Raw genomic sequence first — 18280 nt, 5'->3', positions numbered from 1 at the left:
TGAACGGGACCGAAGGAAACATGGCGGACAAGACCTATTATGACGCTCTGCTCGCCGATGTCAGAAAATTTCAGAAGGAAAATCGCCTTGATGAGGCGAGGTCTCTGCTGCGAGACTTGCAAAAAGAACCAGATAACGGCCTGATGGGTCCCAAAACCGTGTTTGGTCTGCCGCGCAGGCTGCATGCGGCCTTGCTTCGGCAGGCCAAAGTGGAAAAAGACACACTTAAACGCATTGGCTACCAATACACTCTCGTTCCACCACCTGAGGTACTGGCTGCCTATGGTATCTTTGATGTTAGTGGACATCGCGCGCTTGTAGAGGCAAACCGAAAGCCGGTCCCGAAGATCATTCACCAGATCTGGATTGGACCAAAAGAGCTTCCGGTTAGCATCGAGGCGTGGCGTAAACATGCTGAAGATCATGGCTACGAATTCAGGTTGTGGCGCGAAGCCGACATTGGCCGTGAGGGCATTACGGATAATCCGGTCTTTGCCGACATGTTGAAACGCGGAGATTATCCCGGTGCGGTTGACGTGGCTCGTTATGTCATCCTTGAGCGCTTTGGCGGGATCTATCTTGATTGTGACTGGTACCCGGCGCGCGATGATATCAGCTTTCATGACCTGTTGCCGCTGCAGGGCCTGACCGCTTTTGCCGAAGAGGTGCCACGCGATACGGGACGAGGAAGTGTGCTTCTGGCCAACTCATTTATCGCCGCACCGCCACAGCATCCGGTGTTCACCCGTATGCTGACGGCCATTCCGGCGGCGTTACACGATATGCCACGGGCACCAGCCTGGTGGGCAACGGGTCCGTTGCTATTTACCGTTGTTGCCCGCGCGGCATCGATCTGCCTTGCCGGGGCGGATTTCGTCGCCGGTTCGTTGCCGGACAAGGCACCACTTGATGACGTGCTGGCAGTGCGCGCTGCATTGGATGAAAACTCGTCCGGTCTGCTTATCGCCTGGAAATCATGGTGACAGTGTCGCCATCAGCTGTCGTGAAGCGCGCCAGCTGATGGCCGGATGATTGGCGGTAAGCTCAAACAGCTTTTCCAGAAACGCCCAGGCAACGTTATCATGCACAAGGTGATGGGTCAGAATACCGGTGATACTGCCACTTTGCGGTTCTGATCGCAGCCGCGTGGCGATTTCCTCAAACAGCGCGTCGTGTGGTCGTCCGCCGCCGGTGCCGTGCCAATCCATCAGATCGATATGGGTGTTCAGAAGCGGCAGACTTGCCGGTTTTTTTCGCCCAAACACCGACAGTGTCTGATAGCCGATATCCGGCAATCCATCGACGATACCGTCATCGATCCGGTTCCACGGTGGCACCAGCATGGAAATGAACTGGCTTGGATAGAGGTCGTGCAGTTTTTCAAAGCCGTGGCTCAGTTCGGAGAGGACGATTTCTTTCGGCCTGTGCAGACCGAGTTCGCGTTTTTTTTCAGTTTCTGCCGCGTAATTGCGGTGTGACCAGCCATGAACTGCCACATCAATATGTCGGTAATCGCGCAGATAGGTTGCCAGTTTCGCGCCGGTATGTTCGGGAATCACCGCCAGCGTCAGGGGAATGGCATGCTGCTGCGTCAGACGAACCAGATTTTCCAGCGCAGCTGTTGGTTCAACCGCGTCGTCATCCCGTAACCACAGATCAACCGATTTTCCCTGACTTGCGAATTCATCCAGTGTTTCACGAAGGGAGATGGCTGTCATCGGTGGTTCCAATATCGTTCGTGAGAATGGTGTTGAGGTTTTGGCTTGCACGATCAAGCGAACGTTCCGTCGTTGCGAATAAACGTGCATTACTTGCCAGCGTTTGCCTGTCGTCGTCATGACGCAGCAGATGTTCTATTGCCGCAGCATAGGCATTCACATCATTTGCCGGCGTCAAAAGGCCAGTCTTGCCATGCTGGACCACCTCCGGGACACCGGCTGTGTGTTCTGCTACAACAGGAAGCCCCGCCGCCTGCGCCTCCAGATAGGCCAGGCCATAGGCTTCTCCGTGACCTGGCCAAACATAGATGGCCGCATTGGCCAACATGACTGCGATGTCTTCGGGCTTTTTTTCGCCATGCCAATTGAGACGTGACGGTTCAAACCCATCAAACAAGAGCTCGACGTTTTTACGCTCCGGACCATCTCCAATGATATCCAGTGTCCAAGGCAGGTTAGGCGGTAGTTGTGCCAGGGCGCTTGCCAGCGCAGCATAGCTTTCCAGCTTGTCGCCAGCGCGCATCATCGCCACCGTTACCAGCCGGAAAGGGTTAGGTGCCGGTTTTTGTGCAAGAAAAATGGCGGGATCAATAAATGGTGGCAGCATTGCCAACCGGGCATCAGGCGCGGCCATCAGCAGGCCGTCATGATCGCGTTTCGTAAAGCAAAGATTGACCGCCGCACGCTTGATGCCATCCAGCAGACGGCGCTGGTTTTCAGCCCAGTGGCTGATATTGCGCCGGTTTGAATAGGACGCTTCCGATGTGATGTAGGCAATGCCGAATTCATCACACAGCAAAGGACCAAGCAGGTCCGGCGCCTTGTAATAGGGATGGTAGCAGAACCAGACGTCCGGCTTGCCACTTGTCTGCCATTGTCCCCTGATCCGGCCAATTTCCTCCTGCGCACTTTGCAGCAAAGTCTCGTATTCGGGGTCGTCGGCTTTTCGCAGAAAGCTGCGCAAATTTGAGACGACAGATACATCATGGCCAGCCATCGACATGGCTTGCATCAGCAATTGCGCCATCAGCCGGTCGCCGGAGGGAACGGGATGATTGGGCGATTTGAGCGGAGCGTAGAAAGCAATTTTCATAATGGAGACTGGATTTACGCCGGAGTTGGCAGGAAACGAGCACTTTCCTGCTCCGAGATAACATAAACGCGCATTTGGGACGACCGTCCGCGCACTGTGATGTCATGTTTTTGTAGAGTGCCAATCGGCACGCCTGACTGGACGATAGCCGGTTCCGAGACAACGATTGTGGCATTCAATTCCTTTGCCACACTTTCCAGACGGCTCGCGACATTGACTGTGTCGCCGATCGCCGTCAGCGATTTCGCCTGGCCATAACCCATTACGCCGACGATGGATGGGCCGGTATGAACGCCAATGGCAATACGAAGATGTACCGAGAATTCTTTCTCCAGTTCCTCATTCAGACGCTCTATGTCCTGCACGATCGTCGCTGCTGCCCGCATGGCATCCCGGCAGGCGTTTGCCGAATTACCATCGAGGCCGAACAGCGCCATTGCGCCATCGCCGATAAATTTGTCCAGCCTGCCACCGGATTGCTCGATGGCCTGGCCAACAATCGCAAAATAGCGGTTGAGCAGGAACACGATGTCATAGGGAAGGCGGGCTTCCGTCAACGTCGTAAAGTTCCGCAGATCACAGAACAGGACAGCAATTTCCTCTTCGCGACCTGGACGGATTGGCTCACTTTCGGCTGGGGCGACCTGCTGGTGGTTTTGCGAAAGAAGCAGCGCAACACGAAGGTTGGACTGTGGTCGCAACTGACAGCCAAGTCGAATATCCTGATCTGCATGGATACGTTGGAGAGTGGCTCTCTCAATATCACCGGGTGGCGGGAGGGGGGCGTCACTTTCGAGAATTCTCACTCGGCAGGTGGAACAGCGACCCCGTCCACCGCAAACCGAATAATGAGAAATGCCATTCAGTCGGCTCGCCTCCAGCAGTGTCATGTCCTTTGGAGCGCGAACCGTTGCGCCATGCTCGTAATGAATATCGATCGACGTCGAGTTCTGCCGCAAAGTGCGTGCGCCACGCAACAGGAACACTGTGCCGACCATGCCGACGAATGTCAGCTGGATGGATTTGACGATGTTGTTGATGTTGTCATCAATGCTTGCCTGCCGAGGGTCTGGACGGTGCAATTCATTAGGAGCAGCAATGATGGGGTTGGGCAAGACCCTGTAGCTCTGGGCGCTTTCAAGCTCACGTCCGGCACTGCTGAAGCCGAGCAGTGCGATAACCGGTACCAGAACGGCGATTGTCAGGAAATAGGGTGCGACACGCGGATACCAGGAGCGGTATCGCAGCCAGAAAAACAGGCCGATACAGCCATGGCTCCAGATGACAACAACAGCCACGCTTTGCCGTACGCCCGCCACAGGCGCATTGATCCACAGACGGCGGATGACATTCTCATAGGTAATGGGAATGCTATAGAGCATGCTTGAAAATCTGAGACTTGCGGCATGCTCGATAATCAATAGTGGAATGAGAAGCCCGAATATCAGCTGCAGGGCCTCACGCATCGGCATGTTCAGGGTTCTGCGTTTATAAAGCGCATGCAGCACGAGCAGAACATGGGTCAGAACTGCGCCATAAAAGACGCTGAGACTGACTGGGTTCATCCAGACAGCAGAGAACCAGCGTTTTCCGTGCTCGGCCGCTTCAATGGAGATCAGGCCAAGCGCGTGATTGAGCAAATGCATGCTCAAAAACGAGAACATAATCAGTCCGCTGAGCAGACGCAGTTTTTGCAGTTGTAGCGATGCAGGAAGATTATCGGAGTTCATCTGCTGTTGCCCGATGATAAACGGTCGTTTGGGTCATGACGGGAACAGAATATTCCTGGTGTTTCGGTTGCCGTTTGTTGCCCAAAGATGCCGACTTCCTAAAGACAGTATGACTGATGGTGTTGAATAGCAAACAGCATTGCTGTGCGCCTCGAATATGAACCGCAGTGAACAGCATAGTGAGGTTATGGTGGCGAAAAAACAGCAGGCACGTTTCATACCTGCCAAATCTACATCACGGCCCATCACATGATTGGCATTAAAAATACTTAGAGTTCAATGGTCTGGCCATCAAGGGCAGCAAATGCGCCATTAAATTCCAGTCTAGCTTGCGCATCGATCTTGTCGAGATCTTCGTCACTGCGCCACGGAGAGTGATGGATGAAACCGACACGGGAAGCATTGGCAAGTTTTGCCAGACGAATGGCCTGCTGCCAGGACGAGTGCCCATAGCCCTTGAACTGTTGCATTTCATCATCTGTGAAAGAACAGTCGTAGAGGAACAGATCAACATCCTTGATCAGTTCCAGAACATTGGGATCATTGATGCCTGGCGTGTGTTCGGTGTCGGTGATGATGGCCATTGTCCGGCCTGCCCATTCGATACGATAGCCGATGGCGTTACCGGGATGGTTGAGCATGCCGGTCTTGATGACCAGACCCGGTCGAACATCAAGCGTGTCGCCAGCCTTGAAATCCTGTGGGTCGATCTTGGCGCAGCATATGTCGAGCGGTGCCGGAAACCACGGTGGGCTCATGAATTCGTTGAGCATCTGGCGCGTGGTCTTGATGCCGGCCATATGGCCCGACCAGATGGCAACCTTATTGGCCTGATTGAAGAACGGCTTGAAATAGGGGAAGCCGACAATATGGTCGTAGTGACAGTGGGTGAAAAACAAATTTATGTCGGAGACGCCCTCAGCCTTCAGCGACATGCCGGCTGGCATGATGCCCGATCCGGCATCAAAAATGAGAACGTGCTCTCCGCAGCGAACTTCGATGCAGATGGTATTGCCGCCATATTTGGAGAAATTTTCGCCTGATACGGGCAAGGTGCCTCGTGCACCCCATATTTTCACGCGGAATAAGTCTGCACTCTTTTCCCGACTTGTTTCGCCGGAACTCGCTACCATGATCCACCTCTACTCACCACGGTTCCCATGATACTCTGTGTTTCATGGTGCCGTGCCGCAAGCTCCATCCTGATGATGCCCTGCGGTTGAAATGCTGTCTCTTTAATTCAGTCAGCATTTCAGTTTTATTACAACAGAAAATATTCTTCCTCTTTAATTGTTGCGGTTAATTTCTGCCTCAAAGCGCATGTGAACGAAAATATCCGGTCAGGATAGGGTGCGTGTCACGCAATAAACTTAATGTTCGAGTCGTGCTCTTGCCTTGCCCAGCTCCGTTGTGGTGCTGGTAAGACGTTCTGCGAGAACGCGCATGACCTTGATGGTTACATCCGGGAAGTCTGACATCAGCTTGAAGAATTGTTCCTTGCCGATGCGAAGAGCTTCAACCGAGGTTGATGCGCGAACCGTTGCTGTTCTGACACCGTCACACAGAATGGCAATTTCACCGACGATGGCATTGCCGCTCATTTCGGTCAGCTTGATCTGGCCGGACGGCGAATCCACGAGAACATCAACCTTGCCGGTCAGAAGTACGTAAGCGGCATCACCCATATCGCCCTGACGAAACAGATCTTCGCCAGCCATATAGCTCACACGGTCGGATGAAAAAGCGAGAAGCTTCAGCTTGGATGGCTCCATTTCCGAAAAAAACGGAACACGCCGCAGCATCTGTATTTCATCTTTGAAAAGCATTGCCTTGTCCTATCCGGTTCTTTGTCAGCTTTCGGCTGTCATGCGCTTAAGTCGCTACCATCTTTTGGAATATAGCGTTTTCTTCGTTAAGAGTCTCGTATGTTCCATCTGCCGCCAGAGCGCCTTGATTGAAGACAACCACGCGGTCAAACATACGCGTTAGTGAAACATTCGACAAAACCCATATAATCGCTGGCTTGTCATCTTCGCGGTGCAGGAAGGTTATGACGCTCTCAACGATTGCTTCTTGCAGGCGGTGGTCGAGACCTGGCAGCGGGCGATTGAAGATATAATAATCGGAACGTCGTATCAGCGCGCGTGCCAGATTGAGTTTCTGTCTTTGCAGTGGCGACAGACGTTTTCCGCCCGCACCGACATTAAAGTTCAAACCAACTGCCAGAACACGTTCATAAAGACCTTGATCATGCAGCACATTCGCGACGATGCTGCGAATACGTCGCGATGCATCTGTATGGCGGTGGCTTATCTTGCCAAATAGAATGTTATCCAGCAGGCTTGTAGAGCTTAGATAGCGATCCGGGTCATAAAGTTCAATGAGACTGCGCAAGTCGTCCGGCAGGCCATCATGGAACTGGTGACGTACCTCAACGATCTGCTTCATCAGATCAGGTGTCAGCAAACCGAAACGATGGCGTGGTTCGATGTAGAAAAAGCTCAAACGCAGCATGGCGCGTTTTTCAGCGTCAGTTGCGCCGTTGTATTTGTCTTCCCCAACGTTTTGCAGACGCTGCAGTATCTGCTGATAAGCCGGAATTTCTTCCGCCGTCAGGAAGGTCACCTGCTGGAAGAACGGGTGGTCTGCCGGCAGATCGCCGAAGATTTCGATCAGGTTTTCAGCAATCGTGTAGCCCATGTCGAACAGCGTGCGTGACAGGCCGGTTTCGATCATCAAGTTGCGGAAATACTCACTCTCGACAATCGTGCGGCCTGTCAGGGTGGTATCACGCATAGTGCCGAACAGCAGGTTTTCACCAACCGTTGCTTCCGTGTTGTAGCTTTCCAGCTCAAACGGCACGATGATGTTGCTGAGATTTTCCCGCTGCAATTCGCCACGCAAGGCCTGACGCATTTCAACAATACGGGCAGCAAGATGCAGGTCAGACAGCGGGTCGATGGATGAGCGAAGCGCAAACTCGAGAATATCGGACGAAAGCTGAACTTTCTCGAGAACCGTGAACATGTCATGCGCCAGGCTGCCCGGCTTATCACTGCCGCTAGGTGTGGATTCGTAATCGATCCAGTCTCCGCGCAGATCCATGTCGGTGTTACCGGCAAGCTTGGCTTCCAGAATTTCCCATTTGCGCGTGTCCGCTTCCTTGCCAACATAGGACTTCGACTTCAGCGGCGCATGTTTGAGACCGTAAAGCAGGTTGTCCTTCAGGCTGCCGTGGAAGAAATAGGTGTCGGAAGAGACATAGGAAATGCGCCGCCCAGTCGTTGATTCGGGTATTTCGAGTATGTCGTCCGAAGCGATACAGATCTTGCCGCTGGCGGGACGAATGGTGCGTCCAATTGCTTCGGCAAGTGCTTCAGCCGCCGCCCCGCCGACAATGGCGATTTTTTCGCCGCGCTCGATACTAAGAGAGGTGGGCTCGAGAATGCGCGCACCGCTGTCGTCATCAAGCACCAGCTTGTCGATGGTGATGGCAGCTGTCAGCGTGCCGGCCGCCGCGAGTGAAACGGTCTGGATTTCCGGCGGGATCATGTTCGACGAATCGAATTGTTCGATGACCTGCTCGTATTTGACCTGCACATCCTGGCGTGCCTGATCCCAGTCGATCAGCTCCTTGAGCGGTCCCGGCAGTTCCTTATAGGCGTTGATGACGGCAACCAGCTGACCGACGTCAAGGCTACCCTTGAGGGTCAGATAACCACCGATCGCGTAGAAAAAGAACGGTGTCAGCTGGGCCAGGAAGTTGTTGATGAACTTGACCAGAAACTTCCATTGGTAGAGGTCATAACGAATCCTGAAAATCTCACCAAGCCGATGGGCAGCGTCGGCGCGTTCATAATTCGATGTGTCGTAGGCATGGATTGTGCCAATACCATCAACGATTTCACCGATGCGGCCGGCCAGAAGACGGGCGCTCAACTGGCGCTGACGACCCAAATCGATCAGGCGACGACGCATCTTTGGAATGATGCCGACCTGTATCGCGGCCATAAAAGCAGCAATCAGCCCGAGCCACAGGTTCTGTACAAGGATGAAGAACAGCGCCGAAAATGCCTGCCCGCCAAGAAGGGCGGGCTGCACGAAGGCGTCGCCGGTAAAACCACCCAGCGGCTCCACTTCGTCTTTCACCATACTGGATATTTCCGACCCCTTCACTCGCTTGAAGTGAGAAGGTGGAAAGCGCAGGATACGGTCGATCAAGTCGAAACGAATGCGGCGAAGCAGACGCTCGCCAAGCCGGCCCTTAAAGGTGTTGATGTAATATTTGAACAGGCCGTTGATGATGACGAGGACGAGGAAGGTAAAACTCAATCCCATAAGGGTCATCATTCGGTTGAGTTCGACGCCGGGAAAAAGCGTCACGGTACCCCAGAATGGAAGATCGACTTCCAGATGCATGAACAGCTGGGTGGCGTTTACGCCTTCAAACCCGCCGCCCTGAATCGGACCGTTGACGATCTGCTTTGGCAGATCAAAAGACAGGAAGTATGGAATCATCGACAGGGCGACGATGAACAAAATCCAGAGTTGCTGCCGCCTGGTGTGCGTCCAGATATAGCGGGCGAGGCTTTTTTCCATGTATGCTTAAATGCCCTGTCGGAGTGAAGGTAACTATAATTTATGCCTTGGGTGGCGTCAAAGCCATCCTCGCAAACATGTGAGCTTTATTGGTTGAGGAAATAGGTTCTGACCGGTGAGATTGCCAGAGCAAGATATTATTCTCGGTGAACTAACTGCGATGCTGATTAACTGCAAGCGTGACGCGGTTCAAATTTATGTAAGCGACCGGTGTGATGATTTGCGTGCGTATTACTATAAGATTCGCGTCAGGGTTTTATGCGTTGAAAAAACACACTATGCAATGTGCTAATATTTAAGCTATTTGCGGCAAGGTATGTGGAAATCAGAGCGGTACGGTTTGGATATGGTAGGCACCTCACAGATCAAGACTGATCTTCCTCAGAATATTGATATTCAAGCGAAAAGCAGGCTGCTTGTTTCCTATGCCGCGAGGCCGGTGGTTTTTTCGCAGTGCGCAGGCATTTTTCATTCTCCCGACGAAAACAATCTCACGGATACGGCTGTGCTTTTCCTCAGTCCTTGGGGGATGGAAGAACTGTGCACGCGCAAACTGCAGCGTATCATGGCGGAGCACCTGTCGGACGTCGGCATCGCAAGTCTGCGTTTTGATTATCCAGGCACGGGTGATTCCCTTGATGTCGACGGCAGCGATGCGGCTGCTGAGGTCTGGATCCAAAGTGTCGTGGATGCTGCCCAAACCCTTCGAGCTTTATCCGGCTGCCAGAAACTGGTGGTGATCGCGCAGGGCCTTGGTTGCATCGTGGCCTGCGAAGCCTTGACCAAAGCGGGTAAAATCGATGCGTTGGTCATGATGGCGCCGGTTGTTTCCGGTCGCAATTATCTGCGTGAAACAGCCATGTGGTCTTCAATGATCGATGACGGGCTTGGTTTGCCTGCAGATCAGCGGTTGAAAGATCCCGGTTCCATTGCTGGTCTTCTGATGCCGGCTGGCGTTGCGGATGCGATCAAAAAGATCAATCTGCTCAAGCTTGAAACCATCCCGTCCTCCGATTGTCTTTTTGTGACGCGGCCCGAGCGTATTGCCGAGGATGACCTTCTTAAACATTTCAAGGCTTTGGATGCCAAAGCCGACGCCATTGTGTTTGCCGGATATGATGCGCTGGTGTCTTCTCCAACCCAGTCCATCATTCCCGATGGTCTCGTCGAGAATATTGTCTCCTGGGTGAAGGAGCGGTCAGAACCTTGCGCTGATCGAGCTCACCATGCAGATCAGCCACAAAACGCGGTGCTTGATGGTGCCGGATTTACCGAGACGCCGGTTCAATTTGGTGAGAGGGGCCGTCTGTTTGGTGTGGTGTGTCAACCGCTTGGCCAGCCGCGAGGCGCCAATGTCGTCTTCCTCAACTCAGCCTATGACCGCCATTCCGGCTGGGGACGGCTGACTGCGCGCATGGCCCGCGATCTGGCGAAAGAAGGCATAACCTCCTTGCGATTTGACGGCGCGAATATTGCCGACAGTCCACCGCTGCCGGGTGTTCCGCAACAGGTTCTCTATGAAGAAGCGCAAAATATCGACGTGATCGAAGCGGTCGATTTCATGCAGAGGCGCGGCAAGAGACCGGTGATTGCGGCTGGGCGGTGCAGTGGTGCGTTTGTGGCCTTTAGCAGTGCACTGGCCGATGACCGCATCAGGGGGGCCATCGTGGTGAATGCGGATTGTTTCCGTTGGGAGAAAGGGCGTTCTGTCGAGGATAGCCTTGATCATAAACCTCGGTCGTTTGGCGAATATCGCGAACGCATGTTGAACCGGGGCACCTTTACGCGAATCCTGAAGGGTGAAGTGGATTTGCCGAGTGCTGCCATTAACATTGGCAAGGCGGTCGGCAAACAGATTGGCGTCAGGACGGCACGGCTGTTCCGCTCACATAATGAGTTTGGTCGTTCGGTCTATGCGGCGTTTGATACTTTGAAGGCCCAGAAAACCAAGGTGGCGCTTCTCTACAGCGAAAATGATGCCGGACTTGATCACTTCAATTATTACTTTGATGTGAGCGGGCGGGGGCTAAAGGCCTACCCCAATGTGTCCTTCGCAATCATGCCAAATGCAGATCATAATCTTTCGCCGGAACATGCGCGCAAGATTTATCTCGACAAGGTCAGGGAACTCGCGCTGGCGGTGGATTAAAACCGCAGCGTCTGTTTTGAGGACAGTGTGGTGATTTCACCCGATGGCAGCATTTCGTCACCGCCTCTGGCGACCAGTTCAATCGTCTTGGCGGCACCCGGTGCGAGATGGAACCAGTCGTCCGAGGCGCGGAAATTATCAACCTGAACATGAACGGACTGTGCAAGCCGATTGGTTGTCAGTTTCAGACACCAGTTTCCCTTGTCGTTTCTCAGCAGATGGACCTCAATATCGGGCGCGTGCATCGCCCGTGACCGGCCCAGCGGGAAATGAAACGCTTCTGACATGACCTCCTCGTCAGCAGCATTTTTGAGCCGTGCTACAGTGACATCATGGGACGGTGGACCGAAGCGATAGGCATAGGTCGTATCAAAAAATGCCCCAAAGAGATCGCTCGCTGCGATGGTTTTCGTCTGTCTTGCCGCAAGATGTAACTCTCGCCGTGCGCTTACGACTGGCTGGCTGCCATCTCTCAGGCAGGTCAGTTCAACAATGAAATCCTGCGCAGCGGACGTCTCGTTGATGACGTGTACGTCCAGCCCATTGGTACCTTCATCGCTCAGCAGCAGCTGTACCGGGCGGAATGCCCTTTTCAGACCATACCATGCCGGTTTTGGTTCGCCGGTTGCGTCAATCACGCCCCAGCCTGCACCTGGAACGAGGTCTTGCAATGTCCAGACCAAGGCACCGTTGCAGGATGAACCGGCCCGGCGCCACTCGGCAAATGTCACCTCCATCACTTCAGCGGTGACGGCGCGGGAGTAGTCGAGATAACGGCTTGGATCTTCACGGCGCAATCGGTTTGGAACGACGTCATAAAGCTCTGTCAGGTAATGCTCACGGATATCTTCAAAATCCCAGGATGCGCTGCGGTCGCGGGGGATCTGCTTTTTCCATGTGGGGTCAATCACCGCTGGCACCGGTAGATGCCGGTCGAGAGTCTGTTGTTGCGGCACATTGGAAAATGCCAGGCATTCGGCTGCAAAACGCATATTGGCGCGACGGGCATCGTCCAAAGGGCGGCAGTACGCGCCGACACCGTAATAATGGGCTATTCCAGAATTCGGATAAAACGGTAATGCACCGCCGCTGGGTGAATTGGCAACGAATGGCACATCAGGACGTTGGCGGGTTGCCAGTTCCGGCAGGATTTCCTGTGTTAGTGGGCCATTCCAGATTGTTTCCGGCAGGCCAAGCATGGCGCCTTGCTGGTGCATTTCACTGCCGCCGCACAGGATGGTCAGCGAGGGAGACAAGGCCGTTCCCGCAAGAAATTGCGACACTTCAGTTTTGACGTGCTCGCAAAATGTTTCATCCTTTGCCGGATAATCAAAATTCGCAAACATCAGATCCTGCCAGACCATGAGGCCCAATTCGTCGCAGAGTTTGAAGAACTCAGGCGTTTCATAGGTCATGGTTCCGCCGATGCGGATCATGTTCATGCCGGCATCTGCGGCCAGTTTAAGCCATAGGTCGTAATCAGCGCGCGCTCCGGGAAGCCGGACAATATCGGCATTGGTCCATACGGCGCCACGGCAGAAGATGCGCTCACCATTTATCTTGACGGCAAAGTCATTGCCGTCAGAACCACGATCGACCTCAATGCGCCGAAACCCCGTCTGACCTAACGGGTACGTTTCGCCACCGATCTTCAGGGTAACGTCATGCAGTTGCGGTGTGCCATGCGTGTGTGGCCACCATTGCGCAACGCCGGGAATGGTCAACTGGCCAGCGATTCCCCCGTTATCGTTCTGCTGCAGCTCCATGGAATGATCGGCACAATGAACTGAAATCGTATCGGTGCGGTTTTGCAGTTTGAAGGCGATTGAGAGAAGGCCATCACCTTTGTCTGAAAGGTCGGATCTGAGCACCAGATCTTTGATTGCCTGCTTGGCGGGGCGCGAATAGCTGATTGGTCGCCAAGGACCTACGGCGTATATCTCCGGACACCAGCCGGGCATATAGCCGAGCGCCGTGGTTCTGATTAGCCGTAACCCTTGCGTGTTCATCATTTGCGGACGCCAACGCGCCCGTGGTCCCTTACGGGCAAGACGTGGCGCGAGGGCGCGAAAACATATCGCCAAATTGTCGTTACCGCTCAAATGGACCGGAACATCATGACTTTCAAACATGCTTTCGGATGACAAGATCAGCGTGTTGTTCAGAAACACCTCTGCCACGGTGGCAAGGCCAGCAAAGTGCAGCATGACATCAGCCGGCGCATCAGTTTTCAGGGCAAGCCTGTACCACGCATCGTGCGTATCAAGTGGATGCGGGTTGTTTCGGTCGAACATGCCGGCATTTTCCAGCGCTTCGGCAACGGTGCCGGGAACACATGCCGTGATCCGCTGTGTCTCTGCGGGAATGTCCGATGGTTTCTCGAAAACGTTGGCAGGCGTGTTCGTCAGCATCCATCCATCTGAAAGGAGGGTATGAATCATGCTTTCAGGCAGGATTGGGGGTGTCACGCTGCCTCGCTTGCCGCACCGACGGATCTTGTCAGATCCTGCATCAGCAAATCCCAGGCATCGACTGCAGGATCAAGGACGGTGGTGAGAGCATCAAATTTACGGCGAGTAATGGCGCGAGCAAGTTGGAATTGCACAGTCTTGGAGATTTCTGCGATGCGCAGCGCATGTTGTTGTGCTTCGCCAAAACGGACTTCTCCACCCAGCCATTGTAGGTGGCTGGCGGTCAGTTCGAAGTTGGCGCCAAGCTGCCGCAGGGTATTGAACGCGTACTTGTGGAAAAAGCCGAACGGCCTGTCAGCCATCGCTTCGACCTGTGCGGGGAATACCTTGGCAAAGGCCCGGACCGGATTTTTGGACGGACGCCGCACGAAGTGGTGTCGCAGCAACTGCTCGGCAACCGTGCGAATATGATGCTGCGAAACAGGTGCGTCCGGAAATTTGGCAAATTCCGTATAGGGCAGAAAGGGTGGGGCAGTCTCTTCGAGATGATGCTGGAACAGCCCTGAGAAATCATCGCCCTCAAGGTGGAAGAAACCGGCATTGTGGAAATAATCGAGAGAGCGGTTTTTGACGTCTAGCCGGTTTATCGCAACGGTGGTCTTGCCATGCTCCTTGCCATAACCGACCCCCTGGGTGTCGGGCATGTAGAAGCTGTCCATTTCCAGCAGGCACAGACGGCCACGCTCAATCTGGGTCAGCACATGATTTTCCACGTTATCGAAAATCGCAAGTTCGGTCACGCGGATGCCGTAGAGCACCTCTAGATCCTCAAGCGGCACCTTAAAAAAGGTGAACTGGTCTCCTTCGAAGTCCTGCGACAGGGTAAAACCGAGCATGGCTTCCGGTGGCAGGCCAGCGGCTGAAAGGACCTCGATCCACAGATCGACATAACAATTGGTTTCCGGCCACATGCGCTCGGACGCGTGCAGCGGATGCTGGGTGTAACCATCCGGATTTATAGCCGGAAAAACCTTTGTCATGTCATCAGCCCCAGAGCGTTTCACGAACCGTTGCCGGCCACTCCTGAACGTCGAGACCATGTTTGGCGAACAAAGCAAGCGCAATACGCTCCAGTCCGAAGCCGACACAGGCGGTGTGCGCAACCTGTCCATTGTCGAGGTTGAGGCCCCATTTCGTGCCGAATGCATCCTGGTGGTAATTGAAGCTCATGCAGGCGGTCTTGCTGGTGGCCGAGGTAACCGGGATGAGCAGTTCGAATTTCAGGTTCTGGTCGCGCTGGTTGTTGGCCAGCATTTTGCCAGCACGGCCAAAGAACGGATCGTTAGCAACGTCGATTTCAACGTCCAGGCCAACGGCTTCCATCATTTTCACGCCGCGATCCATCCAGGTCTGACGGAAATCGGTCACGTCTTTTTCAGTGCCCATACGGACATATTCGCGCATGCGGAACAGTTGCTGACGGGCTGGGTCCTTGGAGGGCTCATGCCGGAAACAATAGGACTGAATGTCGTAGAGACCGCCGTCTTTCGGCAGGTTTCCACGCTTGGCGATGGTGGGGTAGAGCGGATAGCAGGCGGCCGGAGTCAAGACGATATCGGTCGCCTTCTGTTCCTTTGTCCAGTCATCACCCTCATCCATGCATTTCAGCAGGTTGATGTGATCCAGTTCACAGCCGCAGAACGAATGAACCGTGCCCGCCAGCTGCGGGAAACTCTTCATGTAGCCGCTTTTTTCAAAATGGGCGCGGTTGATACCGGGCGGAAAACGAATGGCCTCCGCACCATCAATGCCGCCGGTGCGGTCAATCAAACGTTCAAAAGCGGTGATGACATCCTCGAACTGGCCGCTGCGGCCATAGAGACCATCAACGCCCGTATCAATCAGCAGGCCCTTCTCGAAGAGACGGTCCAGAAATGAGGTTTGCATATCCATTTTTTTATCCCAACAGGCTGGTGTCTTGCTTGTGAACAAGCAACAGATTTGCCGTATTGCCCAGAATACGATCGTTCGAGATCATCAATTGTGCGGAATGCGCATCGCGCAGATGGCGTCCGACACTATAGGGCGTACCGTTTTTGTAACCCATGATGCCGCAGATCAGCAGGGCATGGTTGATGATGTCGAGTATGGTCTCCGACGAGCAGATCTTCACATTGTTCATGGTGACCGCAAAACCCATGGACATCAGTGCGTCAGGGTCTTTTTTGGTCTCGGCATAGGCTCTAAGGCCGGCAATGACGTTAGAGCGAACCGTTTGCAGTTTGCTCGATACTTCTGCCAGCCGGATGGCGCCGGGCGGTACGATGCCGGGCGAACGGCGTGCTGCGGCGCGGACAAAGCTTTGTGCCCGCATGACGGCGTCGGCTGCAATGCCGTGCCAGACGGCACTCCACAACAAGTGGGAGGTGGCCAACATGGACTGGGCGGCGATTTCGGCAAAAGGCTTGGCAAATATCTGTACGGCAGGCGCTTCTGCCTTGAACAGGAAGCCATCCGAACAGGTGCCACGCATGCCGAGCGTGTCCCAGACATGGGTTTTTTCCAAGGAATACTGATCTTTCAAAAAGACCGTCATTACCTGATCGGAAGAACTGGCTTCTGCATGGGCACGGGACGTGACGAGGATAGCATCGGCGTCACTGCCATAGGAAATAACTGTCGCGTCTTTTTGCAGTCGGCAGATCGTTCCCTCGCGCTCAATGGCGCAGATGGAATTACGCAGGTTTCCGCCGATACCGCCTTCGGTGGTTGCGGAGCCAAGCAGCAGTTGTTCTGCCGCGATGCGGCGCATGAATTGTGTATGCCATTCACTTTCTTCGCCATGTTCCACAAGGCTGGATGCCTTGATCTGGTGCATGGCAAAAATCATGGCGACGGCCGAGCAGGCCTGCCCGAGTGTCGAGCAAACCTCGGCAATCTGTTCAAGGGAGGCGCCTTCGCCACCCAGATGGACTGGAATCTGAATGCCAAGCAGCCGTTCAGCTTTCAGCGCGTCAACGGCTTCTTTGGGAAAACGTCCGGCATGATCGACATCATCGGCATGTTTGGCCGCGATAACTGCCACCCGCGCAGTCCGGGCTGCAAGCGCGGTTTCCGGCAGGGCAACAGAAACATTCATCAGGCTGCCTCTTGGTCCTTGATAATAAGGGTCACTGTGTCCTCGATAGCCTTGATGCTCGCAAAGGATTTGCGGTTCAAAAGATTATCAGGGAATTCGATATCGAATGCTTCTTCAATTCCAAGCATCAGTTGAACCGACGCGAAAGAAGAAAGCCCGGCTGCATAAAGATCAGCTTCATCGGCAATCGTATCAACGGAAACCGGCAACTGGCCGAACTTTGACAGTATTTCACGGATCTTCGCGTTCATCTCGACTGTATCTCCCTTCAAACTTCTGGATATCCTAGTCATTTGGATAATACTGAAAACATAAGATTCACCTAAACCATTAGGTTAATTGCTGATAACCATGCAGCCAAACACGGGAATTTCAGACCGGCTGTCCACCCGTATATTGATGTTACAGGGTGGTGCAGGATGGCTGAGACAAAGAGGATACCATGGCGCAATTGCAGAATTTGCTGACAGATGTAGCAGGTGTCCGTGTCGGGCATGCAACGGACCTCGCACTTGGGTCCGGCGTCACGGCGATTGTTTTTGACCAACCGGCTGTTGCGTCCGGTTCGGTTCTCGGCGGTGCTCCGGGCGGTCGTGATACCGATCTGCTCAATCCGGCAATGACCGTTGAAACTGTTGATGCTTTTGTGTTGTCGGGTGGCTCTGCATTCGGATTGGATGCGGCCGGGGGCGTGCAGGCGGGTTTGCGTGAACAGGGTCGTGGTCTGCAGGTTGGCACGACACGGGTGCCGATTGTTCCGCAGGCGATCCTGATGGACCTGCTCAATGGTGGTAACAAGGATTGGGGCCGGCATTCGCCCTATCGAGACATGGGTTATGCGGCCTTCACGGCTGCTGACGACACGGCGTTTTCGCTAGGAACGGTTGGTGCTGGCACAGGTGCGACCACTGCGACCTTTAAGGGTGGTCTTGGCTCGGCAAGTGCGGTGACGTCAGGTGGATATGTGGTTGCGGCACTGGTTGCCGTCAACGCGCTCGGCTCAGCAACGGTCGGCGATGGTCCGCACTTTTGGGCAGCACCGTTTGAGCAGGCGGGTGAATTTGGCAACAGGGGGTTTCCAGGCGGCTTTTCAGCGTCTGATACTGCTATGCGCTTGAAAGGTGTTACCCTGACGGCAACCACCATTGGTGCCGTTGTCACGGACGCGACGCTGACCAAGGCGCAGGCCCATCGTCTGTCGATCTTGGCCCATGACGGCCTGGCGCGGGCCGTATTACCAGCGCATCTTTCCAGTGACGGCGACACAATGTTTGCCGCGGCCACTGGCTTGAAACCGCTGGAAACCGGTGTTCATTTTGCCGAGATTTGTCATCTTGCTGGCATTGTCATGGCTCGCGCGATTGCCCGGGGCATCTATGAAGCGACGGCGTTGCCAGTTGCCGGGGCGCAACCGGCCTGGCGTGATCGGTTTGTCTGAAAC

At 54.2% G+C, this 18280-nt stretch carries 14 protein-coding genes; 3 read left to right on the top strand and 11 right to left on the bottom strand.

The window, feature by feature from the left end:
• Positions 1-20: 20 nt before the first annotated feature.
• Positions 21-983 (top strand): glycosyltransferase family 32 protein, encoded by a 963-nt coding sequence (locus PYL13_RS00155; protein ID WP_275643689.1) that lies wholly within the window; start codon positions 21-23, stop codon positions 981-983.
• On the opposite strand, the gene PYL13_RS00150 is transcribed toward PYL13_RS00155, so the two are convergent.
• The 6 genes from PYL13_RS00150 to PYL13_RS00125 all read right to left on the bottom strand — a co-directional run bounded on the left by PYL13_RS00150 (position 975) and on the right by PYL13_RS00125 (position 9140).
• Positions 975-1718 (bottom strand): polysaccharide deacetylase family protein, encoded by a 744-nt coding sequence (locus PYL13_RS00150; protein WP_275643690.1) that lies wholly within the window; start codon positions 1716-1718, stop codon positions 975-977. The two genes, PYL13_RS00155 and PYL13_RS00150, sit on opposite strands and share 9 nt — an antisense overlap.
• Positions 1696-2811, bottom strand: a complete 1116-nt coding sequence (locus PYL13_RS00145; RefSeq protein ID WP_275643691.1) for a glycosyltransferase family 4 protein — start codon at positions 2809-2811, stop codon at positions 1696-1698. The genes PYL13_RS00150 and PYL13_RS00145 overlap by 23 nt, the downstream gene beginning before the upstream one ends.
• A 14-nt stretch (positions 2812-2825) precedes the next feature.
• Positions 2826-4541, bottom strand: a complete 1716-nt coding sequence (locus PYL13_RS00140; RefSeq protein WP_275643692.1) for an adenylate/guanylate cyclase domain-containing protein — start codon at positions 4539-4541, stop codon at positions 2826-2828.
• 269 nt (positions 4542-4810) lie between these two features.
• Positions 4811-5674, bottom strand: a complete 864-nt coding sequence (locus tag PYL13_RS00135; RefSeq protein ID WP_368077670.1) for an MBL fold metallo-hydrolase — start codon at positions 5672-5674, stop codon at positions 4811-4813.
• Positions 5675-5911: 237 nt separating this feature from the next.
• A complete protein-coding gene (locus PYL13_RS00130) occupies positions 5912-6367 on the bottom strand; it encodes a cyclic nucleotide-binding domain-containing protein (protein WP_192490361.1) in 456 nt (151 codons plus the stop codon).
• 46 nt (positions 6368-6413) lie between these two features.
• Complete coding sequence (locus tag PYL13_RS00125) at positions 6414-9140, bottom strand: ABC transporter ATP-binding protein (RefSeq protein ID WP_275643693.1); 2727 nt, start codon at positions 9138-9140, stop codon at positions 6414-6416.
• A 505-nt stretch (positions 9141-9645) separates the two neighbouring features.
• On the opposite strand from PYL13_RS00125, the gene PYL13_RS00120 reads away from it, so the two are divergent.
• Positions 9646-11289 (top strand): alpha/beta fold hydrolase, encoded by a 1644-nt coding sequence (locus PYL13_RS00120; RefSeq protein ID WP_275643694.1) that lies wholly within the window; start codon positions 9646-9648, stop codon positions 11287-11289.
• Here the strand turns inward: PYL13_RS00120 and PYL13_RS00115 are convergent.
• Genes PYL13_RS00115 through PYL13_RS00095 form a run of 5 tightly spaced genes read right to left on the bottom strand, consistent with a single transcriptional unit; the run spans position 11286 to position 17090 of the window.
• A complete protein-coding gene (locus PYL13_RS00115) occupies positions 11286-13700 on the bottom strand; it encodes a glycosyl hydrolase 2 galactose-binding domain-containing protein (protein WP_303298575.1) in 2415 nt (804 codons plus the stop codon). The genes PYL13_RS00120 and PYL13_RS00115 overlap by 4 nt on opposite strands.
• A 53-nt stretch (positions 13701-13753) precedes the next feature.
• Positions 13754-14740, bottom strand: coding sequence for a DUF1839 family protein (locus tag PYL13_RS00110; protein WP_275643696.1), 987 nt, complete (start codon positions 14738-14740; stop codon positions 13754-13756).
• Positions 14741-14744: 4 nt separating this feature from the next.
• A complete protein-coding gene (locus PYL13_RS00105; RefSeq protein WP_275643697.1) occupies positions 14745-15653 on the bottom strand; it encodes an amino acid--[acyl-carrier-protein] ligase in 909 nt (302 codons plus the stop codon).
• A 4-nt stretch (positions 15654-15657) separates the two neighbouring features.
• Entirely contained in the window at positions 15658-16839 is a 1182-nt protein-coding gene (locus PYL13_RS00100; protein WP_192490355.1) for an acyl-CoA dehydrogenase family protein, read from the bottom strand.
• Positions 16839-17090 carry an acyl carrier protein gene (locus PYL13_RS00095; protein WP_192490354.1) on the bottom strand — a complete coding sequence of 84 codons (252 nt, stop codon included), beginning with the start codon at positions 17088-17090 and terminating at the stop codon, positions 16839-16841. Before PYL13_RS00095 ends, PYL13_RS00100 begins: the two co-directional genes overlap by 1 nt.
• Before the next feature lie 191 nt (positions 17091-17281).
• Between PYL13_RS00095 and PYL13_RS00090 the strand changes: the two genes are divergently transcribed.
• The gene (locus PYL13_RS00090; protein ID WP_275643698.1) at positions 17282-18277 is read left to right on the top strand and encodes a P1 family peptidase; all 996 of its coding nucleotides are present in this window, start codon (positions 17282-17284) and stop codon (positions 18275-18277) included.
• Positions 18278-18280 lie beyond the last annotated feature (3 nt).

Source organism: Agrobacterium sp. Azo12 (genome assembly GCF_029193765.2).
GTDB lineage: Bacteria > Pseudomonadota > Alphaproteobacteria > Rhizobiales > Rhizobiaceae > Agrobacterium.
The sequence above is the reverse complement of the archived record's forward strand: the minus strand, read 5'-3'. Positions and strand labels throughout refer to the sequence as shown.

Excerpts from the sequence above, each read along its gene's own strand:
- PYL13_RS00155 (WP_275643689.1), top strand. The coding sequence starts at position 21 with ATGGCGGACAAGACCTATTATGACGCTCTGCTCGCCGATGTCAGAAAA.
- PYL13_RS00150 (WP_275643690.1), bottom strand. The coding sequence starts at position 1,718 with ATGACAGCCATCTCCCTTCGTGAAACACTGGATGAATTCGCAAGTCAG.
- PYL13_RS00145 (WP_275643691.1), bottom strand. The coding sequence starts at position 2,811 with ATGAAAATTGCTTTCTACGCTCCGCTCAAATCGCCCAATCATCCCGTT.
- PYL13_RS00140 (WP_275643692.1), bottom strand. The coding sequence starts at position 4,541 with ATGAACTCCGATAATCTTCCTGCATCGCTACAACTGCAAAAACTGCGT.
- PYL13_RS00135 (WP_368077670.1), bottom strand. The coding sequence starts at position 5,674 with ATGGTAGCGAGTTCCGGCGAAACAAGTCGGGAAAAGAGTGCAGACTTA.
- PYL13_RS00130 (WP_192490361.1), bottom strand. The coding sequence starts at position 6,367 with ATGCTTTTCAAAGATGAAATACAGATGCTGCGGCGTGTTCCGTTTTTT.
- PYL13_RS00125 (WP_275643693.1), bottom strand. The coding sequence starts at position 9,140 with ATGGAAAAAAGCCTCGCCCGCTATATCTGGACGCACACCAGGCGGCAG.
- PYL13_RS00115 (WP_303298575.1), bottom strand. The coding sequence starts at position 13,700 with ATGCTGACGAACACGCCTGCCAACGTTTTCGAGAAACCATCGGACATT.
- PYL13_RS00110 (WP_275643696.1), bottom strand. The coding sequence starts at position 14,740 with ATGACAAAGGTTTTTCCGGCTATAAATCCGGATGGTTACACCCAGCAT.
- PYL13_RS00105 (WP_275643697.1), bottom strand. The coding sequence starts at position 15,653 with ATGGATATGCAAACCTCATTTCTGGACCGTCTCTTCGAGAAGGGCCTG.
- PYL13_RS00100 (WP_192490355.1), bottom strand. The coding sequence starts at position 16,839 with ATGAATGTTTCTGTTGCCCTGCCGGAAACCGCGCTTGCAGCCCGGACT.
- PYL13_RS00095 (WP_192490354.1), bottom strand. The coding sequence starts at position 17,090 with ATGAACGCGAAGATCCGTGAAATACTGTCAAAGTTCGGCCAGTTGCCG.
- PYL13_RS00090 (WP_275643698.1), top strand. The coding sequence starts at position 17,282 with ATGGCGCAATTGCAGAATTTGCTGACAGATGTAGCAGGTGTCCGTGTC.